This window comes from Syntrophales bacterium (assembly GCA_030018935.1).
In the GTDB taxonomy this organism is placed as follows: domain Bacteria; phylum Desulfobacterota; class Syntrophia; order Syntrophales; family CG2-30-49-12; genus CG2-30-49-12.
In genome coordinates this window covers 1-22,843 of record JASEGZ010000031.1, presented here as the reverse complement: position 1 = coordinate 22,843, position 22,843 = coordinate 1, and the positions used below count along the sequence as shown (strand labels likewise).

General features: G+C 48.6%; 20 protein-coding genes and 1 tRNA gene. 7 read left to right on the top strand and 14 right to left on the bottom strand.

The window, feature by feature from the left end; all coding sequences use genetic code 11:
* Window positions 1-87: 87 nt before the first annotated feature.
* The 4 genes from QMD03_06970 to mdh all read left to right on the top strand — a co-directional run bounded on the left by QMD03_06970 (window position 88) and on the right by mdh (window position 3,181).
* Window positions 88-537: a hypothetical protein gene (locus QMD03_06970; GenBank protein ID MDI6776966.1), complete on the top strand. Its 450-nt coding sequence runs from the start codon at window positions 88-90 to the stop codon at window positions 535-537.
* The gene (locus tag QMD03_06965; GenBank protein MDI6776965.1) at window positions 534-1,298 is read left to right on the top strand and encodes a DUF1829 domain-containing protein; all 765 of its coding nucleotides are present in this window, start codon (window positions 534-536) and stop codon (window positions 1,296-1,298) included. The genes QMD03_06970 and QMD03_06965 overlap by 4 nt, the downstream gene beginning before the upstream one ends.
* Window positions 1,299-1,508: 210 nt before the next feature.
* Window positions 1,509-2,141, top strand: a complete 633-nt coding sequence (locus QMD03_06960) for a DNA-processing protein DprA (protein MDI6776964.1) — start codon at window positions 1,509-1,511, stop codon at window positions 2,139-2,141.
* Window positions 2,142-2,248: 107 nt separating this feature from the next.
* Window positions 2,249-3,181 (top strand): malate dehydrogenase, encoded by a 933-nt coding sequence (gene mdh, locus QMD03_06955; protein ID MDI6776963.1) that lies wholly within the window; start codon window positions 2,249-2,251, stop codon window positions 3,179-3,181.
* Here the strand turns inward: mdh and QMD03_06950 are convergent.
* On the bottom strand, window positions 3,156-4,070 hold the full coding sequence (locus QMD03_06950; protein ID MDI6776962.1) for a hypothetical protein: 915 nt from the start codon (window positions 4,068-4,070) through the stop codon (window positions 3,156-3,158). The two genes, mdh and QMD03_06950, sit on opposite strands and share 26 nt — an antisense overlap.
* Before the next feature lie 296 nt (window positions 4,071-4,366).
* On the bottom strand, window positions 4,367-5,011 hold the full coding sequence (locus tag QMD03_06945; GenBank protein ID MDI6776961.1) for a DedA family protein: 645 nt from the start codon (window positions 5,009-5,011) through the stop codon (window positions 4,367-4,369).
* A gap of 161 nt (window positions 5,012-5,172) precedes the next feature.
* Here QMD03_06945 and QMD03_06940 point away from each other — a divergent pair, with 161 nt between their 5' ends.
* Window positions 5,173-6,036 (top strand): ribonuclease D, encoded by an 864-nt coding sequence (locus QMD03_06940; GenBank protein MDI6776960.1) that lies wholly within the window; start codon window positions 5,173-5,175, stop codon window positions 6,034-6,036.
* On the opposite strand, the gene ccsB is transcribed toward QMD03_06940, so the two are convergent.
* The 3 genes from ccsB to QMD03_06925 form a co-directional block, all read right to left on the bottom strand.
* Window positions 6,033-6,875: a c-type cytochrome biogenesis protein CcsB gene (gene ccsB / locus QMD03_06935; protein ID MDI6776959.1), complete on the bottom strand. Its 843-nt coding sequence runs from the start codon at window positions 6,873-6,875 to the stop codon at window positions 6,033-6,035. The two genes, QMD03_06940 and ccsB, sit on opposite strands and share 4 nt — an antisense overlap.
* Complete coding sequence (locus QMD03_06930; GenBank protein MDI6776958.1) at window positions 6,875-8,263, bottom strand: cytochrome c biogenesis protein ResB; 1,389 nt, start codon at window positions 8,261-8,263, stop codon at window positions 6,875-6,877. Before QMD03_06930 ends, ccsB begins: the two co-directional genes overlap by 1 nt.
* A 485-nt stretch (window positions 8,264-8,748) precedes the next feature.
* Window positions 8,749-8,835: transfer RNA gene (locus tag QMD03_06925), tRNA-Leu, on the bottom strand.
* Window positions 8,836-8,980: 145 nt separating this feature from the next.
* Between QMD03_06925 and QMD03_06920 the strand changes: the two genes are divergently transcribed.
* Window positions 8,981-9,919 (top strand): bifunctional riboflavin kinase/FAD synthetase, encoded by a 939-nt coding sequence (locus QMD03_06920; protein ID MDI6776957.1) that lies wholly within the window; start codon window positions 8,981-8,983, stop codon window positions 9,917-9,919.
* Between the two features lie 16 nt (window positions 9,920-9,935).
* Window positions 9,936-10,661: a deoxyribonuclease V gene (gene nfi / locus QMD03_06915; GenBank protein ID MDI6776956.1), complete on the top strand. Its 726-nt coding sequence runs from the start codon at window positions 9,936-9,938 to the stop codon at window positions 10,659-10,661.
* A 4-nt stretch (window positions 10,662-10,665) separates the two neighbouring features.
* Here the strand turns inward: nfi and pyrE are convergent, their stop codons facing one another.
* The 9 genes from pyrE to recB form a co-directional block, all read right to left on the bottom strand.
* Window positions 10,666-11,292, bottom strand: a complete 627-nt coding sequence (gene pyrE, locus QMD03_06910) for an orotate phosphoribosyltransferase (GenBank protein MDI6776955.1) — start codon at window positions 11,290-11,292, stop codon at window positions 10,666-10,668.
* On the bottom strand, window positions 11,279-13,702 hold the full coding sequence (locus QMD03_06905; GenBank protein MDI6776954.1) for a homocysteine S-methyltransferase family protein: 2,424 nt from the start codon (window positions 13,700-13,702) through the stop codon (window positions 11,279-11,281). Before QMD03_06905 ends, pyrE begins: the two co-directional genes overlap by 14 nt.
* A 234-nt stretch (window positions 13,703-13,936) precedes the next feature.
* Window positions 13,937-14,230 (bottom strand): type II toxin-antitoxin system RelE/ParE family toxin, encoded by a 294-nt coding sequence (locus QMD03_06900; protein ID MDI6776953.1) that lies wholly within the window; start codon window positions 14,228-14,230, stop codon window positions 13,937-13,939.
* Window positions 14,227-14,454 (bottom strand): addiction module protein, encoded by a 228-nt coding sequence (locus QMD03_06895; GenBank protein ID MDI6776952.1) that lies wholly within the window; start codon window positions 14,452-14,454, stop codon window positions 14,227-14,229. The genes QMD03_06900 and QMD03_06895 overlap by 4 nt, the downstream gene beginning before the upstream one ends.
* Window positions 14,455-14,773: 319 nt before the next feature.
* Window positions 14,774-15,001, bottom strand: coding sequence for a hypothetical protein (locus QMD03_06890; protein ID MDI6776951.1), 228 nt, complete (start codon window positions 14,999-15,001; stop codon window positions 14,774-14,776).
* Window positions 15,002-15,595: 594 nt separating this feature from the next.
* Window positions 15,596-15,787 carry a hypothetical protein gene (locus QMD03_06885; GenBank protein MDI6776950.1) on the bottom strand — a complete coding sequence of 64 codons (192 nt, stop codon included), beginning with the start codon at window positions 15,785-15,787 and terminating at the stop codon, window positions 15,596-15,598.
* Between the two features lie 512 nt (window positions 15,788-16,299).
* On the bottom strand, window positions 16,300-16,977 hold the full coding sequence (locus QMD03_06880) for an acetate--CoA ligase family protein (GenBank protein ID MDI6776949.1): 678 nt from the start codon (window positions 16,975-16,977) through the stop codon (window positions 16,300-16,302).
* Window positions 16,978-17,107: 130 nt separating this feature from the next.
* Window positions 17,108-18,955 (bottom strand): exodeoxyribonuclease V subunit alpha, encoded by a 1,848-nt coding sequence (recD, locus tag QMD03_06875; protein MDI6776948.1) that lies wholly within the window; start codon window positions 18,953-18,955, stop codon window positions 17,108-17,110.
* An 11-nt stretch (window positions 18,956-18,966) separates the two neighbouring features.
* Window positions 18,967-22,701: an exodeoxyribonuclease V subunit beta gene (gene recB / locus QMD03_06870; protein MDI6776947.1), complete on the bottom strand. Its 3,735-nt coding sequence runs from the start codon at window positions 22,699-22,701 to the stop codon at window positions 18,967-18,969.
* Window positions 22,702-22,843 lie beyond the last annotated feature (142 nt).

Sequence of the window (22,843 nt, the reverse complement as noted above, 5' to 3'; positions counted from 1 at the left end):
AAAAAGATCGGTAAAGGTGGATGGAATCTTCCACATCTGTCAATTGATTATTAACTCATGTTTGAAAAGATTAAAAAGCGCTAAACAATGGCTGAAATAATTCTTACCCAAGTTGAAGCAGATATATTGATTACAATGCAGAAAATCCGGATCAACAATGATACCTGGAATTATCCAACTTTGGGCGGTTCTATCGCCATTCCCTTGCTTTCTATTAACAGGCGAGAAAATTTTCTCCTTGATATATGGCGGGGGAGAGTAGATCTTCTCAAGGGCAACTATCAAAATCGTGCACGCCAGGTAGTTATACTTGTGCGTCTCGACTTTGGCGGTAGTCCCCATCGAAACCCGGACGGAGAGGAAATTCCCAGTCCTCATTTACATTTATATCGAGAGGGTTTTGGGGATAAATGGGCGATGCCCGTTCCCTGTGAATTGTTCCCACACATCAACGATTTATGGAAAATGCTTGAAGACTTCATGCGTTACTGCAATATCATTCAACCACCGATTATTCAGAGAGGACTTTTTACATGATCATCGAAATTCAAGAACTTCTTGATAAGTATTTGTCATGGTTAAGAGATAAGACCGTTCTTCGGAAGGTAAACGACTGGATCGAAATCACGACGCCCTATCTCGACAGGCACAATGACTACCTGCAAATCTATGCCAAGCGGCAGAATGGGACATATCTTTTGACGGATGATGGGTTTGTCATTGCAGATTTGAATCAATCCGGTTGCAAGCTTGATAGTGCTAAAAGGCAGGCGCTCCTCAAGATGACGCTGAACGGTTTTGGCGTCCAATTGAACGAAGGTCGTCTTGAAATCAGCGCATCCCCAGATAATTTTGCTCTGAAGAAGCATAATCTCATCCAGGCAATGCTTTCTGTCAATGACCTCTTTTATCTGGCTGTACCAATGGTTGCCAGTCTGTTTTATGAAGATGTTGTTGAATGGCTCGATTTGCACGAAATTCGCTATTCCCCAAAGGTGAAGTTCACAGGCAAGAGTGGATACGACCATCTTTTTGATTTTGTTATCCCGAAGTCACGCACACAACCGGAACGTATTTTACAGACTATCAACCGTCCGAATCGTGACACCGCCCAGGCTGTAGCATTTTCATGGATTGATACAAAAGATGTACGCCCACCTGACTCCAGAGCCTATGCTTTTTTGAATGATTCTGATCAAATCTTTTCAGCTACTGTGCTGGACGCTTTGCGAAATTATGATGTAAGCCCTGTGCTCTGGACAAAGCGTGAAGGGGTTAGACAGGAACTGGCAGTATAATGTGGCAAACAGTTACTTTTCCTTTCGCACGCCTAAAAGGTTCGTCATCCGCTTTTTGGTCAATGAGTTTCTCCGCTTCTGTATCGCGTTTAACCCAGCGTTCCGTTTTCGGGTTGTACACCTGGGGACGTTTTCTTACTGCTCCATGACGATGATCGTCGCCAGGGGGTGGGATTCTCTGGATTATAGATAGACTCATCAAGTCAGAACATGGATATAATGCGTCTCCATCTTGACAATTCAAATTATCCTTCTCAAGTAAAGCATTATCTTGGTGAACAGGCTCCGGCGAGCATTAATGTCCTCGGCAATATTGATATCCTGCATCACAACAAGTTGGCGCTGTTTTGCTCAGTCAAATGTCCCGGCAATTTGATTCTACAAACCTACGACCTTGCACAGAGTCTGCGGGAAGCTGGGATAAAAGTCATCAGTGGCTTTCATTCGCCGATGGAACGGGAGTGCCTAATGATTCTGCTCCGGGGCACGCAATCGGTAATCGTTTGTCCTGCTCGCGGCATTCGAGGAATGCGGTTAAAGAAGGATTTGAAATACCTTGTTGCTAATGGGCAAGTGTTATTCCTCTCACCCTTTACCGAAGAGCAACGTCGTATCACGACGGAAACAGCCATCATGCGCAACCGGTTTGTGTCTGCCATAGCGGATTCTATTTTTGTGGCTTACGCTGCTCCTGGTAGTAAAATGGAACAACTCTGCAAAGAAATTCTCGTGTGGAGAAAACCGCTCTACATGCTGGAGAATGTAGCCAATGACAAACTTATCTCAATCGGCGCAGTTCCAGTCACTCCGGATTCTATTACGATAAAGATGGTAATATCATAGGAGTTGAGGTATTAGACGCCTCCAAGTGAATTGAAAACCAGCGGTCACTTGAATATTCAGTTTCTGGATAAAAAAATAGGCCAATTCACAAAGGAGAGGGGGAAACAATGGATAAAAAGGTTACCGTCGTGGGTGCAGGCAATGTGGGGGGGACTATAGCGCAGCGACTGGCGGAAAAGGAGTTATGTGATGTGGCGCTCGTTGACATTATTGAAGGCATACCCCAGGGTAAGGCCCTGGATCTGAGTGAGGCGGCCCCCATCGAAAAGCACGATGCGCATCTCGTAGGAACAAACGAATATGAGGCTTCGAAAGGGTCTGATATTGTTATCATCACCGCCGGTATTACGAGGAAACCTGGGATGAGTCGGGATGACCTTCTGGCAACCAACAGAGGGATCATCAAGGGTGTGACGGCAGAGGTCACCAGATTTTCTCCTGATGCCGTCCTGATAATTGTCAGTAATCCCCTGGATGCCATGTGTCATGTGGCCTATGAGGCAAGTGGTTTTCCCAGGAGCAGAGTCATCGGTATGGCCGGTGCGCTTGACTCGGCCCGGTTTTGTGCCTTTATTGCCATGGAACTCAATGTATCCGTGGAAAATGTACATGCCTCCGTCCTTGGGGGGCACGGAGACACAATGGTCCCCCTTCCCCGCTACTCGACGGTTGCCGGGATTCCGATCACGGAGCTACTTTCCAGGGATCGTATCGAGGCGATAGTGGATCGGACCCGCAGTGGGGGAGCTGAAATTGTCAGACTTTTAAAGACGGGCAGCGCCTACTATGCCCCTGCCTCTGCCGCCGTTGAAATGGCGGAATCAATCCTGAAGGACAAGAAAAAAATTCTTGCCTGTGCTGCCTACCTAAAAGGCGAATACGGGATTCACGGTCTTTTTATCGGGGTTCCGGTGAAGTTGGGGGCCGGTGGTATTGAAGAAATTATCCAGATATCCTTAACCGATGAAGAGAAGGAGGCCCTGAAAAATTCGGCGGCAGCCGTCCAGGAACTCGTCAATGCGATGAAAAAGATGGACTGATCAACGGACAGGGGTCGGGGATCAGGGGTCGGCTCTGCATAGTGCCAAAACGGGTGATGAGGACCCCTCCCATACCGAGGACAATGGCAATTACCTTTACCATCCAGCCCAGATACGGTAACCATCCTATCAACCACAGGATGACAAGACCCCATAAAGTCTCCTGAACCAAACCCTTATCATGTATCTTCAGGATGGTTAACATCTTTCCACCCACAAGCCGGGCCACGGCGATGAAGCCGACCAGTGCAGCACAGACGACAAGAAGCATCTCCAGGGGGATCAGGATAATCCCCACTACCGAAACGGCCAGCAGTAAAGCCAGGGGGACAATTGATACCAGTACGAGAAGACCAGCCAGAGTTACATTAAACGTATTCTCCCTGATAGATAGGGAAACGACATGGATAGGTACTGGAAACAGTCTGGCAATCAACAGTGCTAAGATAAGGATGGCGAGGAAAAAGGAAAGGGAAATGATGGCAAAGATCCAGGACCATCCTTCCCAATTTTTATTCAAGGCAGTTGATATGGCAGCAGAGATATCTGACAAATTGAGCTCGATTAGATGGCCTCGAACCTCGGCGCCTCTACCCCGAACAATGACCCCCCCTAAGGAAACAACATTCCCGCCCACAACAGCCGTTTTCATTAAGACAACAGAACCTCCGATGGCTACGACGTGACGTTCAACTACACCGAACACAGTAACCTGTCCCCCGATGGCCACGGCATTGCGTACTCTTATCCCCTCTTCGATCGTTACATCGTTACCAATTTCAACGATGTTCGTTTCTCCTGCACTGACCGCCGAAACAAACCCCGACAGCAACGCCAGTGTCATGAAACAGACAACCCCTTTTCTCTTCTTCAAAAGCCCCATCCTCATGCCTTTTTGACCTCCCATGCCATATAATCAATAAGTATACTATAGTGAAAGTCATAAATAAGTTGACATAAATCAAACTCTAAATTCTAATATCCAGATCCTAAACAAATCCAAAATTCGAATGACCAAAATATTTGGAACATTTGAATTTAGGGTTTTGATATTGTTTAGAATTTAGGGTTTCGGATTTAGGATTTTTCATCTTATCTACTTATTATTGTCGTTGACTATAGTTGATTATAACACGGCTACGGGCTGCAGGCGCATATATCCGATAAAGTTATTTACGAAACGCTCTACGAAGGTCTCTGGTTGCGCTGCCGAAAGAATTCGATCACACCTGGAAGTACAGAGAGGAAGATAATGGCAAAAATGACCAGCGAGAAGTTTCGTTTAACAGCGGGAAGATTGCCGAAATAGTACCCTCCAAAGATAAAAATGGCAACCCAGAAAATCCCACCTAAAATGTTGTAACAGGCAAAACGCCAGTAGGTCATACTGCCAACTCCGGCCACAAAGGGTGCAAATGTACGAATGATCGGGACGAATCGTGCGATGACAATAGTCTTCCCCCCGTATTTTTCATAAAACCGATGGGTACGATCCAGATACTCCCTGTTGAGAAACCGGACGTCTTCCCTACGAAAAACTCTGGGTCCCACAAATTTTCCTGCCGCATAGTTTACCGCATCTCCCCCTACAGCCGCAACAGATAGAATGATAAACAACCACTCAACTTCAAGGTCACCTTTTGCCGCGAAGGCACCCAGACCAAAAAGGAGAGAATCTCCGGGGAGAAGGGGGGTCACCACCAACCCTGTTTCACAAAAGATAACGAGGAAGACAAGCAGATAGGTCCAGCCGCCGAAACGCTGGATAACCATACTCAGGTATCTGTCAAGATGGATAAAAAAATCGAAGAAATTGATAATCAGTTCCACAGATACCTTTCATCTGCGCTTCTTATTCTGGCCGGAATCATTATGGGCACATACCATCTTCTGTATAGACATCTTCCCGTTGACATGCAATGGACTTCATCCTATACTCCTTGCCCAAATAAAAAGCAAGTTCCCCGTGGGCAGATTAAAGGTAATACTTAATGAACAATACATGGGTCTGGGTTGATAATCATCTAAAATTGTATCGGGCGGGAAACGATATCAGCAGTACCACTGTAATCGGCATTGATACAGAATACGATTCCCTTCGATACTTTCGGGAGAAGCTCTGCCTGATCCAGATAAAAACGGGGGAAAAGACCTATCTTTTAGACCCCCTTGACAGGTTTGACCTTTCCTTCTTAGGAAATAGTTTCGCGGAGCCTTCTATCCTCAAGATCATGCATGCCGCTGATAATGACATCCGGCTTTTGAAACGGGACTACGGCTTTGAATTCAGAAACATTTTCGATACCCAGCAGGCCGCCTTGATCCTCGGTTACCACAACCTTTCCCTTGCGCATCTGGTGGAAAAATATCTGGGTATTGAACTCAAAAAAAAGAAAAAAACACAAAGGTCGCTCTGGAATACCCGTCCTTTAACAGAGGAACAGTTGAACTATGCCATTCAGGATACGGCATATCTGTTAGCCTTGTACCAGAAGCTAAAAGGTGAAATTCAACAGAAATGCCTGGACGCAGAAGCGGCAAGGGTCTTTGATGCGATGGCTGCTGTGAGGTGGCACGAAAAAACACTCGATCTCCAGGGACACACTAAAATTAAGGAGTATCAACACCTGACAGAATTTGAAAGGCAACATTTAAAGAACCTCTTCCGCTGGCGCTTTCAAAAGGCAAAGGAATCCAACAGAGCATTTTTTATGATTCTGTCTGATCAGGAGCTGGTCAATTTATCAAAAGTTAGGATTGACTCCCTTAAAAGCCTCAATGAGACCGGTGTACTTTCTCCTGAAAAAGTGAGCAGTTTTGGTCTGGAAATTGTTGAAATCTTAGAGCAAAATTAAAGGTAACTGTGGAGACCGGGCAGGTAATTAACGCCCAGGTAGGTAAACAGGACAGAGACAAATCCGATGATCGCGATGATCGCCATGCGTCTTCCCCGCCATCCCCCCATAAATCTGGCATGGAGCATAGCCGCATAGATGAGCCATGTAATCAAAGACCACGTTTCTTTCGGATCCCAACTCCAGTAGGAGCCCCAGGCATAATGTGCCCAAATCGCGCCGGTCATGATTCCGAGGGCCAAAAAGACAAAACCCAAAACGACAATCTGGTAGTTCAGTTCATCCAAAACCTCTAAGGGGGGAATAAATCTCAGGAAAATTGCTGAACTGTTTCCTGTACCGCGTTCCGATCCTTTCAGGAGATACATAAAGCCGAGGGCACATGACACGGCAAAAGCGGCATAGCCCATAAAACAGGTAATGACATGGCTTGTCAGCCAGTTACTCTGCAGCGCCGGAACGAGGGGCTGGATACGGTTATTGATATCGGGTGAGAGGGAAGCATAGGCCATAAAAAGGAAGGCAGAGGGTACGACAAAGGCGCCGAGGCTTCTGTTTTTTGTCCGCCACTCAATAATCAGATAGAGGAGCATGATTGTCCAGGAGAAGAAGATCAGCGATTCGTAAAGATTGGACAGAGGTGCATGACCAATACCGAGGTTGTATGACTCTATCCACCGGATGATCAAGGCTGCCGTCTGGGTAAGCAGCCCGATCAGGGCTGTGAATGAGGCCAGACGACCCCAGAATTTCCTAACCGTTACCATGCTGAAAAGATAGAAGGCAAAAGAACCAAAATAGATGAAGGTAACCCAGCTAAGAATTGCGGTATTGAGCATCACCCCTTCTCCCTGGTTACTTTTCCCATAAAATATGACAATTCCCTTTGCAGGCCAACGGGGTCCTTATTGCTTTTGCCGGTGATGCTGATCCGTGTTCCTCCCCCCTCACTCTCCAATTTAATCCACATTTGCCGATGAGAACAAAAGAAGACAATCATAAAACCGAGGATCAGTGAAAAGGAACCGGCTGCCACAACGGGAATGCCAGGATCACGATTGACCTGCAAACCGGTATAGTACCTGCTTTCAATCCGGCTTAAGGAAAAGAGATAAGGCTCGAAAAGCCCCGGGTTAAAAAGGGGCGCCTTTTCCAACAATCCCGGGTTTTTCTCTCTTATCGCCTCAATGTACTGAAAAATCCAGAACTGGAAATCCCCCTCCGCTGACCGGATACTTATCTTGACTGCCGGCCCAATACCCATAAGATTCTCCTCTACGCGGAGGATCTTGCCTGTTACATCGTCTCCCGGGAGCTTAAATTCGGCGCCAGCACCAGCCCTGAACACGGATACCTCCTCATTACCCTTCCTGACTGTGATGACGGCCTCACCACCGGGCATTGTACCATAGTTTGCCTGATAAAACCGGATACCATCAAATGTTACAGGATGATTAACCAGTACCGGCCCTCTGTAAACGACCTGGTTATTTTTCAAAAAGGTAAGATCTGACCGGTACGACTTCGGTGTGCCGTTGTCATAGAAGTCAAGGGAAAACCGGTCACAGCAAACTGTAAAATCGAGCTTCTTGAAACCATCTTTCCCTCGCAGCTGAACCGTGTTGCTGGAGCCACCTTCAACTATCTCCACATAGGCATCAAAACCGAGAAGGACTCCTATGATTACACCTCCTATAATAATCAATACGCTAAGGTGGATAATATACACGCCAAAATAGGAGAAGACACCTTTGCAGCCGGATAGATAGGTGGCCCTTCCTGTATCCTTTAGTTGCACCCTTCTGTATTTTTTCTTAAGAAGATTTTCCAGCCTGACAGATTCCTCAGTTGTCTTTCTCTTCGAGAAAAGTACCCTGTGAGGAGGTAAATTTTCAAAGGCATGAGACCAATCAGGTGGGGAAGAGAGGGCCTTGCGGAAAAGTCGCCAGGAAGTGGGAAAGCGGTTCCATGAACAGATGACGAGGTTGAGGGAAAGGAGAATCATAAGGATAGTGAACCAGACAGAACGGTAAATATTGAACAACTGCAATTTGTGAAAAACAAAAGCCCAACCCGGGGCAAGATGGCCGGCAAATTCACGAGCCGCCTCACCCTGGGGGATAACGGTTCCCAGGATAGATACAATAGTGATGACGATCAGAAGAATGATTGCTAATCTTATAGAAGAGAAAAAAGACCAGATACTGTTTTTTTTCAACTTGTCCATTTAATGAAAATAACACTATTTTTCTAAAATGCAAAGGGAGTGCTAAATATCGTTAATACCTACCATAGAGCCACAAGTTTAGCAAGCACCAATCCTTTCCCTACCCTTCCCTCCTATCACCTCCGCCATTTGAAATATAAACCCCTCTCCAGAAAGGCGATAACCTCTTCCTCTCATGCAACCCGTAACATAGGACAGCACATTAGTCATACCAGAGGATAATTCCGTTTTAGAACATGATTAAAAAGTAGCATGTCCCCTTTCCCTTCCCTGTCCCTTTACTTGACAGTCTGCCATTTAACTTCTATAATCACACAAAATGCTGAAGCAGTATAAAAAAATGTAACTACTCAGGCACAAAGTGGCAAAGGCACATAGGCACAAAGCAGAGCAGGGTCGTTTCGTTGTTTTTTTCCTACTTTGTGCCTTTGGTGCTCTGTGCCTCTGTGCCTACCTGAATAGTTACAAGTAAATTAACTCCACTTTGGTGCCGAAGCCGGGATTTGAACCCGGACAGGCGTACGCCCACTAGACCCTGAACCTAGCGCGTCTACCAATTCCGCCACTTCGGCAAGATAACAGCTCTACAAACCACAAAAGGCAGTAATTTCTAACTGACCTTTGTAGTATTGTCAAGAAAATTTGCGCTTGAAAGTAATTCTATTAATGCTATGGTTGCGCAGAAATCAGAGGAGGTGCAGGCAAAACGGATACAATATGAAAGTTATTAAGGGCACAGAAGATAAGTCCTCTCTTGATGAATTCAGAGACGCGTTTGTAACGATAGGAAATTTCGACGGGGTACACCTGGGACACCAGCATATCATAAAAATGCTTATCAGGGAAGCCCATGAGGACAATCGGAAGGCTGCGGTCATTACCTTTGACCCCCACCCCGAGATGGTCCTTCACCCGGAGAAGAGACCATTTTATCTTATTACCTCTCTCGAAGAGAAAATCAAACTCCTCGAAGAGCTGGGAATTGATGCTGTCATTCTCATACCGTTTTCCCTCGAATTTTCCAGGATGACGGCTAAGGACTTCGTCTGTCAGATCCTCTCGGACAGACTTCACATCAAGAAGATATTCATCGGCTATGACTATACCTTTGGAAGAGACAAGGTGGGAAATGCGGCATTTTTGGTGGATTTCGGAAATAGGCTGGGTTTCGACATAGATATCATCAGTGCCGTTGGGGTTGATGATACGATCGTCAGCAGCACCCGCATAAGAAATGCCATCCTTGAAGGGGATGTAAAGATGGTTATCCCACCCCTCGGAAGACCTTACAACCTCAGCGGCATTGTTATCGAGGGAAACAGGCGGGGCGGCAACCTCGGATTTCACACGGCCAACATAAAACCGGGTAAGGTGTTAATCCCCGCTCATGGTGTTTATGCCGTCATCGTCCATCTGGAGGGAATCCGGTATCGGGGTGTTATAAATATCGGGTTTAATCCGACCTTTGCCGATAAGAGACTTTCCGTAGAGGTGCATCTGCTTGATTTTGATAAAGATATCTACGAAAAAAGCTTAGAAGTCCTATTTATTGACCGGATAAGAGATGAAGTCAAGTTTGCCGATCCGGAAAAACTGGTCGCGCAGGTGAAACGGGACATTGAAAAAGCTGAAGCTATCCTGAAACCCTATTTTTAGCGCCTATCTTCTGATCATGAAAATCAAACACCTGCACCGGTGGGATGTCACTTACGGGGAAGCTGTGGCCATCCAGGAGGGGTTGAAAGAAAAGCTGATCCTCCATGATGAAGATGTCATAGAACCTATCAAGACGATCGCCGGCGCCGATGTATCTTATGAGAAAAGAAAAGGCATTCTCTTTGCCGCCGTTGTTTTGCTCTCCTGGCCGGCGATGGACATCATCGAAGAGGCATCCTCTATCGAGGAAGTCCGCTTTCCCTATATCCCCGGCCTGTTAACCTTCAGGGAAGGGCCGGCTCTCCTGAAGGCATTTGAAAAGCTGAACCACATTCCAGATGCCATTATCTTTGACGGCCAGGGGATAGCCCATCCGAGGGGCATCGGCCTCGCCTCTCATATGGGATTGTTTCTTGATATCCCCACGGTGGGTTGTGCGAAAACAAGACTCATCGGTAGTTATGGTGTGGTAGGCGATCGGGTGGGGGACTGTACCGGCATGGTATACAATAACCGGCTCATCGGCGCCGTCCTGAGAACCAGAGAAAAGGTCAAGCCGGTGTTCATTTCCCAGGGACACAGGATCGGGCTTCAAAGGGCCGTGGAATTAGTTCTCTCATGCTGCACCGGCTACAGACTTCCCGAACCGGTACGGCGCGCCCACCTTGCCGTCAATCGGCTCCGTACAGGGAAAAGCTCAAGTAGTCAGGATTCAGGATTGAAGGGCAATTCTGATCCCTGACCCCTTAATCCTTGATCCCTGATCCTAACCCCTGACCCCTAAAAAGGGCCGTGATCTCTGTTCTGGTCAGCACCGCATCAATTCGGCTGACATGGCCCTTTTCTCTGATATTTTCCCTGCCACCCTCCTCACGGTCAATGAGGACAATAACCCTGTCTATTACCAACCCTGCCTCTCTAACACGTTCTATCGCGGTAACTGTTGATCCCCCCGTCGTAATAACATCGTCTAAGATCACGACCCTCTCCCCCGCTCCGACGTCTCCTTCAATGGCGCTTTTCGTTCCGTGTCCTTTTATCTCTTTTCTTACGGTGAAGGATTTAATGGGCTTTCCCTTTTGATATGAAATCAGGGAAAGAGCATTGGCGATGGGGTCTGCCCCGAGGGTAAGACCCCCGGCTGCTGTGACATCGGCATTTCTTAGCATCTCAAAAACAATCTCTCCGATAAGGTTCATTCCCTCGGGATCCAGAGTTGTCGGCTTGCAGTTGAAATAGAAGTTGCTTGTCCTGCCGGAGGTGAGTGTAAAGGGCGGGTTATCACTGTAAGCAAAGGATTTTTTCAGGACGATTTCCGCCAGCCTCCTCTTCATCTCCCCTTGGTTCGAGACAAGCATCTCATGGTAGTCCATATTGTCTTCCCGTGATTAATTGCTCCACCACCCTTACCGCCTCCACACCGTCTTTCGCATAGGCTGCCCCGAGGGAAGCGGCATAGGATTTCGTCATGACAGCTCCCCCTACCATAAATCTACATGTCAGCCCTTCTTTTTTTGCGAGATCAATAACGTCCTTCATGTTTACCATGGTGGTGGTCATCAGCGCCGAAAGGCCGACGACATCCGGACGGGTTCGTTTTGCGGCGCCAACGATAGCCTCTGCCGATAAGTCCTTGCCCAGGTCAATAACGTCATAACCATGATTTCTCAATAAGAGGGCAACAATGTTCTTGCCGATGTCATGGATGTCCCCCCTGACCGTGGCCAGCAGGACAACACCCTTTCCACCCGGGACCGGCTTGTCTTTCTGGAGCTTCGGCTCAAGGTATCCGAGGGCCTTTTTCATCGCTTCAGCGCTGGCAATCAACTGGGGCAGGAAATACTTTTTCTCATCAAATAACTCCCCCACCCGGACAATCGCCGGAATCATAACGTCATCTACCAGTTTAGCGGCATCCATCCCGGAGATGATGGCATCTTCGACCATGGTGACGATGTCTTCACGATTTCCCTCAAGGATTGCCCGGCGCACCTTTTCTGCCGGCGAGAGATCTTCTGCCGGCCTATCCATTTTACCGGTCCCGGGCCGGGAGGAAAAATAGGCAATATAGGATAAGGCATCCCGATCTTTCTGCAGAAAAAGATCGCCCGCCATCTTCACCCCCATGATCTCTGCACTCTCAGGATCGGCAATCGCCATAGTGAGACCATAATCCTGTCCCATGGCAAGAAGGGTTGCATCCATCCATTTCCGTCCGGGCATACCGAAAGAGACATTGGAAAGACCGAGGAGCGTCCTGCATCTGAATTGATTCGCACACCAGGCAACGGTCTTTATGGCCTCTGACGCCGCCTGAGGATTCGAGGCCACGGTCATCACCAGGCCATCAACAATGATGTCATCTTTGGTGAATCCGAAACGTTTCGCTGCCTGAAAGACGGCCTTAATAACAGGTTTCCGTCTTTCTGCCGTTTCCGGGATCTCAGAGTCTGTCAAGGGCATAAGGATGAACATGGCGCCGTACTTTGCCGTTAGCGGTAGGAGTTTAGTGAGTTTTTCCTGTTCTCCAGAGATAGAATTAACCAGGACACGACCGGGGTAAAGCCGGAGGGCTGTCTCTATCGTTTCGATCCTCGATGAATCAATTACCAGGGGAAGGCCGGTAGTCGTTGACAGGAGACGGAGGAGATCCCTGATGGCCTTGACCTCATCAATGCCGGGAACCCCGACATTCACGTCTAAAAGATCGGCTCCTTTCGCTTCCTGTTCTTTTGCCAATTGCCGGACGAGGGACATTTTGCCCTCCAGCAGTTCCTGTTGCAGGGCATTTCTCCCCGTGGGATTTAAACGTTCACCGATAATAAACAGAGGTTTATTTCTATCCAACACCTTGAAATTAAAGGCGGAGCTTACTGCGCTGAGAGATTTTCGTGAGGGGGCAAGGGGTTGCTCATTTTTTATGCCCTCTTTCAGTGCGGCAATGTGATCCGGCGTTGTACCACAACATCCCCCCAGCATGTTGATGCCGGCGGCCGCAAATTTTGTGCCGAAAGCGGCAAATTCACGGGCATCCATATCGAAAACCGTACTCCTGCCAACCAGCCGTGGAACACCGGCATTTGGCTTTGCCACGAGGGGAACTATGGCATAAGGTTTCATGGCGGCAATAAGCCCCACCATCATGTCCGGCCCTCCCGAGCAATTGCATCCGACGGCATCTGCGCCAAGGCTCTGCAACGTGATCAGGGCCGTCACAGGGTCTGTGCCGTTGAGGGTACGACCATTTTTTTCGTATGTCATGGTCACGATAGTAAAATAACCACACGTTTCCTTGACGGCCAGCAGGGCGGCACGCGCCTCCTGGATGTCCATCATGGTTTCGATGACAAACAGGTCAACGCCACCCTCAAGGAGTCCCAGCGCCTGTTCCTTAAATGCCTCTACCGCCTCCTCAAAGGGCAGACTACCGAAAGGTTCAATGAACTGTCCCGTGGGACCAATATCGCCGGCGATAAGGGCATCTCTACCGGCGGCTTGCCTGGCAAGGAGCGCCAGTTCCCTGTTGATCTCCCTGACATTTGTGGCATGGTAGTGGGACAGTTTGAAGCGATTTGCCCCGAAAGTGCAGGTGTACACTATATCAGAACCAGCCTGCCGATAGGCCGCATGAATATTACTTATTACATCCCTGTTTTCTAAGCACCATATTTCCGGACATACATCTGACGGCATACCCCGCTTCTGGAGCTCCGTCCCGGTGGCGCCATCGAGGATCAATATCTTCTTCTTTAACAGGCTCTTTATCTTACTTTTCCTATCCAATGATCACCTCAAAACTGAATCGCGTTTGGCTATCATCCTATATCAATAGGTTTTCAGTAAAAACAAAGGGTTAGATAAAACATCCTCCTGCTTATAACGAACAAGCTAAGGGGCGCGGCTGCCTTTTGCCGCGTCCCTCTTGAAGTGATGGGTTAGGCTTTTAGTGGTTACTGTCCTTATTTACCCTGGATTAGTTACTTATTTACAAATGGACGTCCCCCCTCTTCCTTCCAATTACTTCAATCTATTTTTCCAGTATTCAGGGTCTCTGTACAGGTGCATAACGGCAAGGACGAAAATAACGTCTTCGTTGATCGCATAGATAATGCCATAAGGAAAACGTCGAGTCTGACAGCGTCGGATATCGTCTTCGAGTATAGGCCAAGCTTTTGGAAAACTGAGGATGTTCTCGAGGGTGGAATGCACCTCAACTGCGAAATCGTAACCGAGACCTAGCTCACAATCTTCATAGTAGTCTATAGCGGCGTCAAACTCGATGTCGGCTTCAGGGTGAAAAACGTATCTCATTTGGCAAACCGTTCATAAATTCTATCAAATACCTTATTACCTGGAATCGGTTTGACTTTTCCTGAACGAAGTTCCCCAAGCCGTCGTTTAGCTACCTCTGTCCATTTTTTATCAATGTCAGGGTCGGGCGTGTTAAGGCTTTTCAATAAGGAATCTACGATAAGCGCCCGCTCTTCGACTGGAAGAGAAAGGGCTTCATCAATAAGTTTCTTAGTGGCAGGCATGATGTACCTCCATACTTAAAAAGTGATCATTCATTGTGCCAACAATAGTATAGTAAACAATAGACTCAATCGCAATACAATATTCGAGCCAGAACGACAGGGGTAACGTGCCGCAAACATTGCGTGGTACAGCCTTTTGCAGACTACCCGCCTTGATGCGGAACACTGCATTTTGAAAAACGCCACGCTGTTTGCGGTCAGGTTGACCCCATGGTTAGGCGACTTTTCTACACAAGAGGTGACTTTTCCGACAAAATACCGGCATGACATCTACCTCAGATACCAGCCGTTTCTCTGTCGTTAAAAAGCGCCGATGCGATTATGCGCCCGCCGACATCAGTGCCCGCTCTGCAACTTCCGGAAGCTCGATAGATGCAAACATTGACGCAGGGTATAGATAGCCGTCAGGCTCTGACTTGTCCTCATCAATGACGCGGAACATATTGTGCGACTCCGCTTCTGCATCTGGCAGCGTACGGTATACTTTGCCCAGAAGCAGGCTTGCCGGATTGCTGTCGTTGTTGATACAAATCACAAAATTACTCATCGAATCACTCTCTTGATTTTGAAATCTTTACGGCCTATGCCGTGCGCCTCAAACCAATGTATCTCGGCTTCACAAATTGTAGCGTCTGCTAATTTCACAGTTCCTATGCCCTTCATCTTCCGCCAGCGACCCTTGCCGTAAGTGCGCTCCAGATAGCGCCGGATGTACACTCCTCGGCCTTCTGCGATTGTCTCGATGTCGCTAATCTCGCCGAGTATCTCAAATTGTCTCATCATCCAACACCGCTAACGTCTGCAGCTCTATCCATGGCGTACTCAGATCTTGTTCTCTTCAGATCCAAGATGGGCCGATTTCTTCTCTCTTATTGTACCCCCTTCGCTTCTGAAGGCCCGCCTAACGCTAGAATTCACTTGCCAAAACCGCTTGCGGTTTTGGTCAGGTGCAGTGATTGGTTAGGCTACTCCAGCCCCAAATATTTTCTAATATGTTTTGCTAAATTATTATCGATCTCTGTGTGCCTTGGGACAGGTTGTTTCTTGCCCGTAGCAGGATTCATATAAAGGTCGTGATTGGCTCCTGGCCTCAAGAAGACACAGCCGTCTTTTACGAGTCGACGAACAAATTCTTTTCGCTTCATATGGCCACTTCTTTCATTTGATGTTCTTCTGGGACTTCATCCATGGCCATCAAGAGATACGCATCCTTAATATTTTCTTCCAATTCCTCAAGAGTCTCTGCCTGTGTCATGATTTCTGGATGTTCAAGAAGTTTACCAAGCCAAAACTTTTCTCCCTTCCAGTAAATCATAGTCATTTTTGTTCCCATAGCAATCCCTCCTGTAAAGTGTTATATTAATTCACGTAGCCTAACCATTGCTTATCAGGCCGATATGCCCTGATAAACCACTTATAGATTGGATGAATTTTCTGGCAAATTTGCCCCCTTCCTGTTATCAATAAAATACAATCATTTTAACAGGGGATAGGAACAGATGCCAACATCAAAAAAACGTAAATTGCTGGATGAAACAAGTGAAATTATGCGAGCGTTTGGCCATCATCCTATATCAACAGGTTTTCAGTAAAAACAAAGGGTTAGATAAAACACCCCCCTACTCATAACATAAGAGGTAATTGCAAAAGTCTTGAAATTAAAATGTAGCCGCAAACTTTAGTTTGCGTGTTTTCTTTGTTTTCAATATGTTACGAAACGCAGGCTAAAGCCTGCGGCTACCAGAATTGGACTTTTGCAAGAGCCTCATAACGATAGGGAGATAACAAATCGTTTTTCTTGATCTTACTGATAACTGTTTGCTGACCACTGAACCCTTACCCCTATTATTCCAGGACCACCAAGGCATCCACGGCAACCGGCTTGCTCCCGGCGATGATCACAGGATTGACATCAATCTCCTTGATCTGCTCAAAATCCAGTCCTATCTGGCCCACCTTGATCAGCATCTCACAGAGAATCCCTTTATCTGCCGCTTCCAGGCCCCGAATCGCCTCCAGGATGCGGCACCCTTTGATTTCTCCCATCATTTCCAGGGCATCCCTTTTCTCCAGGGGGGCTACTCGAAAGGAGACATCTCTGAGAATCTCGGTAAAGATTCCTCCCAACCCAAACATGACACAGGGGCCGAATTGAACATCCCTCGTCATCCCTACAACTAACTCCCTTTCCCCCTTTATCATCTCCTGAACCAAAACTCCATCCAGGGGCACCCTGGCATTATTCAGTATCTTTCGGTATGCCTCGATGACAGTGGTTTCATCCATAAGGTTGAGTTCTATCAGCTTGAGTTCCGTTTTATGGGTTACCTCGGGAGAACAACCTTTTAATGCCACGGGAAAGCCTATCTCCCTTGCTGTCCGAACAGCCTCCTCTTCAGAATTCACCAGATTTTCCCGGGTAATGGGGATACCATAACCGGCCAGCAATTTCTTGGATTGATATTCAGAAAGTACTTTCTGTCCCCTTTTCCATGCCTCTTCTATTATTTCCATTTTATCCATTTACCTCCTTAAGACTTTTCCCGTTTCATTTTTTGATTTAACCCCAAAATAGACTAACGATCAAGCTTCTTTCTTCTCCTTTGAAGCCATCATTTTACCTCATAAGGGTGCATCACGCCAGCCATAAAAACTAAAATCCCCACAGGGCATCATGAAGCCCTGATGTTCGGATGATCCGTCGGGAAACGGCGGTGTGAAAAACATCTTCCCTTCCCCATATCGTCACCTCTTTTCTTGCCCTTGTGATACCTGTATAGACGAGTTCCCGTGTCAGCACGGGGGAGTCCCTGTCGGACAAAATGAGAAGGACCCTGTCAAACTCCGATCCCTGGCTTTTATGAATGGTCATGGCATAGACCGTCTCATGTTCAGGCAGTCTCGAGGGGAAGAATTTTCTCCAGGCGCCGCCGGCATCACGAAAGAAGGCATACAGTTCATTGTTCCGGTCGGGCAGGATGATACCGGTATCTCCATTGAACAATCTCAGATTATAGTCGTTGCGGGTAATCATGATCGGACGCCCCCTGTACCAGCGCGTGTCGGGCTTGATCAGGTTTTCCCTGCGGAGGGTCTGTTCAATGAGAAGGTTCAATGCCGATGCACCAAAGGGACCCTGTCTGAGAGCGCACAGAATGCGAAACTCGTCAAAGAGGTCAAAAATGACTTCAAAATTACCTTCTGAATCAATGGCTTTCAAATAATCTGTAAAGTTATTTATAAGTTTTCCAGCCAGCGCCGGGACTAAGAGATCCGGCCGGGGGAGTTCTGACCATTGAATATCTTTGTAAACACCAGATTTCAGGAGGGCAAGGGCACGATCGCCGTCCCCTCCGTTTACCGCAGAGGCAAGATGACCGATACCGCTTTCCTCTCCAAAACGGTAGTTCTTTTGAAGCTGGACAAGGCTGTCACAGATTCCTGGCGTCTCGCCCACATGAGATGCGACCTGGATGCCGTTAAGACCTGTATATTTTTTTAGTTCCTTAGAAAATTCCCGGGAAAAGGTGTGCAAAGGCCCCATTCCACAGATATCACCGAGGACGGCGCCTGCTTCTACTGAGGCCAGTTGATCCTTATCACCCAAGAGGATGAGCCTTGCCGGTCGGGGTATCGCCTGGACAAGCTTGGACATCAAGGAAAGGTCAACCATGGATGCCTCATCCACAATAACCACATCAACGGGAAGGGGATTTTCGGAATTATAGAGAAAATAAGGCGAATCTGGAATGGTTCCTAAGAGTCGGTGAATAGTGGTCGCCTTTTCGGGAATGGCCGCCCTGATAGCATCGGGACAGCTCAACATCTCTCTGGTTTTTTTGATGGCCTCCTCAAGCCGGGCGGCGGCCTTTCCTGTGGGTGCGGCGAGGGCGATCCGTAGCGCCTTTCCCTTGCTCTGTTCGAGGAGGAGTGCCATGATTTTGGCCACCGTGGTGGTCTTTCCCGTCCCGGGACTTCCGGAGATTACAGAGAAACGCTTCAATAGCGACGTGATGGCGGCAACCCTCTGCCAGTCAGTGCCCTCATCGAGAAGAGGGGGAAAGAGGCGATCCAGGCCATCCTTCAATAATAATGAAGTATCAATCTTATCGGAAAATCTTTCCGGCTCACCTGCCCCATCACCGGTGCGGTCACTGATGAAATCGGCCAGTTTTTCTTCATAGTCCCAATAGCGGTACAGGTAGAGACGTGACCGCTCGTCGAGGATCAGGGGCTTGTAATCGCCGGGTTTCCCCACCACGGGACTTGCCTCAAGTATCCTGCGCCAGTGAGACAGCCGGGGACAGATTATGGGATCCGTTTCAAAATCACCACCTGTCAGCGGCCTCCCCTCGATGGATGAGAGATCGAGGCAGATATGCCCTTCTCTCGTGCTTCTGCTGGCCAGCGCCGCAGCCAGAGAAACCTCCGGTGAATCACGACCCGCAAGTTCCGTCATAAAACGGGCAAAGTGGAGGTCAAGTTCAGAAAACGTTCTCATTCCTCTTTCCCTCATGCTCTAACAATCAGGTTTCTGCTCAAATGGGTGATCAGCTCTGCCGATGGCCTGTCTCGGTAGACCCCGTACTCCGGCCCCCAGGCTGGGTCCATTCCACGGAGGAAACAGTAATACACTCCCCCGAAATGGGTATCGTAACGATAATCAGGCAGCCGCATTGACAGGTACTGGTGCAGGGCAACGGCGTAAAGGTGGTACTGGAGAAAATAGAAAGACCCGGCCATGGTTTCCGAAAGCGCCGCATGGTTGTAGTCGGTAACACGATGACCGAGGAAATTTGATTTCCAGTCAACGAGGTAAAAACGCGATTCAAAGCGGAATACCATATCCATGAAACCCTTCATGAAACCCTGCACCGGGTTGAAATGGAGACGTTCATGCCAAAGCGGGTACATATCATCTTGCCCCCCTTCTCCACACGAAGGAGCCGTCCTGCCGCAGGCGGCAAAGATTCCTCTCAGTGTCTCCGGGGAGATATGTTTGAGGGGGAAATAGAATTCCAGTTCCTGAAGACGTTCTTCATGCGGTATGGCGGAAAGGGTGAATCCTCCTCCAGCTCCCCCAGGATAATCCGGGTCGAGGGGAAGAGAGATGACCCTTTGCATCATACCGATAATCGCCTCCTCCCATCTTGCCTCAAAACCGTACTCCTGGAGTTTCTTACTAACCAGGCTCCTCGTCACGGTTTTGTTCTTCTCCGTAAAATCGAGGTGCTCGAGGATATCGTGCAACAATGTCCCCGCCCTGGCCCCCTTGGGAAAGGCAAATATACCGGCGCTTTCATCTGGTGCCGCCTCTTCAGGAACATCCTCATGCAAAAATGCCGTACCTTCAAGGTCCAGATCCGATGAGCCCCCAGCAGGAACATAGTGGGCATCATGATCGGGAAGCTCTGCGCTGGGGGGCTGGCCGGAAATGAGAAAGGAAAAACTCGCTATCCTGAAGGAGCGGTCAATCTTCCCGGAAAATTCCCGGCAGGTCAGCACTTCCCGTTTATCCTGTTGTGGTGAATGCAACCCTCCCGCCTCGAGGGGCATTACACCGAGCTTGATCGTCCCTTCGGCCTTGCCTGCCAGACCTTTTAGTTCTCGGTAGAGATCCTCGTCAGCTAGAGTTTTAAACCGCTCCTCGGTGGCGGCGATTACGTCCTCCGCTACCTTTTCCTCATCGTGATGAAAGAGGTAAGCGGGGGCAGAGGTACCGGCTTCATTGAATCGCCCCCATATCAAATAACAGCGGTTCTTTGCCCTGGTCAGGGCCACATAGAGGAGGCGTATATTTTCCGCGAGGAGCTCTCTTTCGGCAAGTGTCTTATGGTGTTCACTTTTTGACGAACCGAGATCACAGGTCAACTGCCATCCATTTGCCCCATCATGAAAGGAAAGATCGGAGCCGGCGACCCTCGATCCTCCCCAGGCAAAGGGGCAGAACACCACGGGATACTCAAGTCCCTTGCTCTTATGGATGGTGACGATCCTGACAGCATCCTCATCGCTCTCAAGGCGAAGCTGGTGTTCATCGGAGGCCAGCGTTTCGGGATTCCTCTGTTCCCACAGCCATTTTATAAGCCCCGTCATACCTGATTTCTGTTCCATTGATTCCCGGTGAAGTATCTCGGCCAGATGGAGCACGTTTGTAAGGCGCCGCTCTCCGTCGGGTAAGCAGAGAAGGCGTATCCTGACGCTTTCGTTTACCATAAATGTCCTGAACATCACGATAAAACCGTATCTATGCCACAGGTCATGATAGTTCCTGAACCTTACCAGCCATTTTCCCCATGCATTTTCATCATTTACGAGGTGATCCATCTCTTCGCCGCTTACCCCTATCATGTCGGTGGCAAGCGCTGCCCTGACAAACTCCTCACGATTTGGCGTAGCAATACTTAGTAGTATCCGTTCCAATTCCCGGGCCTCATGGGTGGTGAAGATGCTGCCGGTACTGTGGAGGACGCTCGGGATCTTCAAGGCGGACAGGCTTTCCTCGACAAGGCGGGCTTCCCTGTTTGTCCTGACCAGAACAGCGATATCCCTCTCTCGCAGGGGTTCTTGCCCGATCAGGGCCTGCCGCTTATGACCAAGGTAGAGAAGTTGTGAGATCTCTCCCGCTACGGATCGGGCAATCAAATCCCTTGCCCTTGATTTTGGTATGAGTTTTTCGGGGAGACCGGCCGAAGTACCCCCCTCCCCCACTCCTTCCGTGAGGGCACGAGGGGTAAGAAACCACAGTTGAAGGGGCGCTTCCCTCTTGCCATCTATCGTGAGATATTCGTAACCTTTGTCTTTTGCCGGCCTGGCTGGAGAAAAGGAAATGTCATCATAGATAAAAGGGTCATCTGCCCCGGAAAAGATGGTGTTTATCGCCTTGATCAAACCGGGCTCGGATCGCCAGTTCTCTCCGAGGGTGTACCTGCTGTCCGTATGAGATGCCGCCTTCATGTAAGCAAAGATGTCGGCGCCACGAAAACTGTAAATAGCCTGTTTGGGGTCACCGATAAAAAAGAGGATCCTCTCTTCAGAGGCGAAGACGGCATGGAAGATGGCAAACTGAATCGGATCTGTGTCCTGAAATTCATCAATCAGGGCGACACGGTATTTTGCCCTGATCGCCTTTGCGAGTTCCTCTCCCCCCCTCTCTTCAAGTGCCCTTCGCAGCCTGATGAGCAGATCATCAAAAAACAGGATGTTTTTTTTAAGCTTCCGTGCCGGCAGTTCTCGCCTCACCGTTCTTATCAGTTCCGTCTTCAAAAAAAGGAGACGCTGATCCATCAGCGCTTCTACGAGATCGGCCTTTTCCTTCACGGACTGACAGATGGGAAAGATTGCGTGCTCCGGCGGAGAATGATTTTTTTTTGTAAAGGCGGCAAGCTTTTCCGCAGTCAGCTTTTCAAAATCCTCAAAGAGGGGAAAGGGTATACCGTCTGAGGCAAGAAAGTTGTCCATGGCCTCTAGCAAGCCCTCCGTCTTAATTCCATAGCTGCTGGCCCTGAGCGCTGGTCCCATGAGTTTTTCCCGCACCTCTTCCCTTGCGGGGGGCCATATCTTTTTCAGTTTTTCCCGTTCAACATGGAGGGCACTAATCGCCTCCCGGATGAGATCAGAGGGCGGGGGCTCGACCGCCGGGATAATCCTTACATCAGGGTTTGCTGTTGTCTTCCTCAGTAAGTTGAGGAAAAATTCTGGACTATAACCTTTTGAGAGGGCGTAGGCGACCAGTTCGGGAGTAGCCTTATAGAAATGAGTGCGCCAGAAATCTTCTACAATCTCTTCTTTAAGTTTTTCCTGCTCGGTAATCAGTTCCGTATCAAAGAGAGAGCCGCTTTCGAAGGCATTCTCCAGCAGTATCCTCTGACAGAGACCGTGGATGGTAAAGATGGCAGCTTCATCAAAGTCCTGAATGGCGGCCCTCAGGCGTTCCCCTGCAAGCCTGCGATCTGTCTCCTCCGGATACTTCTGTAACAGGGTATGGAGAAATTGATCGGCGCTTTCCCCCCGCAGAAACGCCTCCGCCGTTTCCCGGAGCTTTTTTCGGATCCGGTCCCGTAGCTCTTCGGTGGCGGCAACGGTGTAAGTAACAACAAGTATCTCCCTGACAGGAATCGCCTTCTCCAGGACCAACCGAACAAAGAGGCCGGCAATGGTATAAGTCTTTCCCGTACCCGCGCTGGCCTCAATGAGATTTGTCCCCTCAAGGGGATTGCCAAGGAGATCAAAATTGTTTCTTTCCATTTTTGTATCGGAGGGCCACACTTCGTCGTGGCCGCCAAAAGAATTACACGAGTTCTATTTCTCCGCAGGCGCCCAATTTATCTTTTATGATGATTACTATCCCGAGAACACCTTCTATCTTCGCACCTGCCTCCAGCGCCTT

Bases quoted from the DNA above. Each gene is read 5' to 3' on its own strand.
- QMD03_06970 (MDI6776966.1), top strand. From the start codon at position 88: ATGGCTGAAATAATTCTTACCCAAGTTGAAGCAGATATATTGATTACA.
- QMD03_06965 (MDI6776965.1), top strand. From the start codon at position 534: ATGATCATCGAAATTCAAGAACTTCTTGATAAGTATTTGTCATGGTTA.
- QMD03_06960 (MDI6776964.1), top strand. From the start codon at position 1,509: ATGGATATAATGCGTCTCCATCTTGACAATTCAAATTATCCTTCTCAA.
- mdh (MDI6776963.1), top strand. From the start codon at position 2,249: ATGGATAAAAAGGTTACCGTCGTGGGTGCAGGCAATGTGGGGGGGACT.
- QMD03_06950 (MDI6776962.1), bottom strand. From the start codon at position 4,070: ATGAGGATGGGGCTTTTGAAGAAGAGAAAAGGGGTTGTCTGTTTCATG.
- QMD03_06940 (MDI6776960.1), top strand. From the start codon at position 5,173: ATGAACAATACATGGGTCTGGGTTGATAATCATCTAAAATTGTATCGG.
- ccsB (MDI6776959.1), bottom strand. From the start codon at position 6,875: ATGCTCAATACCGCAATTCTTAGCTGGGTTACCTTCATCTATTTTGGT.
- QMD03_06930 (MDI6776958.1), bottom strand. From the start codon at position 8,263: ATGGACAAGTTGAAAAAAAACAGTATCTGGTCTTTTTTCTCTTCTATA.
- QMD03_06920 (MDI6776957.1), top strand. From the start codon at position 8,981: ATGAAAGTTATTAAGGGCACAGAAGATAAGTCCTCTCTTGATGAATTC.
- nfi (MDI6776956.1), top strand. From the start codon at position 9,936: ATGAAAATCAAACACCTGCACCGGTGGGATGTCACTTACGGGGAAGCT.
- pyrE (MDI6776955.1), bottom strand. From the start codon at position 11,292: ATGGACTACCATGAGATGCTTGTCTCGAACCAAGGGGAGATGAAGAGG.
- QMD03_06900 (MDI6776953.1), bottom strand. From the start codon at position 14,230: ATGAGATACGTTTTTCACCCTGAAGCCGACATCGAGTTTGACGCCGCT.
- QMD03_06895 (MDI6776952.1), bottom strand. From the start codon at position 14,454: ATGCCTGCCACTAAGAAACTTATTGATGAAGCCCTTTCTCTTCCAGTC.
- QMD03_06890 (MDI6776951.1), bottom strand. From the start codon at position 15,001: ATGAGTAATTTTGTGATTTGTATCAACAACGACAGCAATCCGGCAAGC.
- QMD03_06885 (MDI6776950.1), bottom strand. From the start codon at position 15,787: ATGGGAACAAAAATGACTATGATTTACTGGAAGGGAGAAAAGTTTTGG.
- QMD03_06880 (MDI6776949.1), bottom strand. From the start codon at position 16,977: ATGGATAAAATGGAAATAATAGAAGAGGCATGGAAAAGGGGACAGAAA.
- recD (MDI6776948.1), bottom strand. From the start codon at position 18,955: ATGAGAACGTTTTCTGAACTTGACCTCCACTTTGCCCGTTTTATGACG.
- recB (MDI6776947.1), bottom strand. From the start codon at position 22,701: ATGGAAAGAAACAATTTTGATCTCCTTGGCAATCCCCTTGAGGGGACA.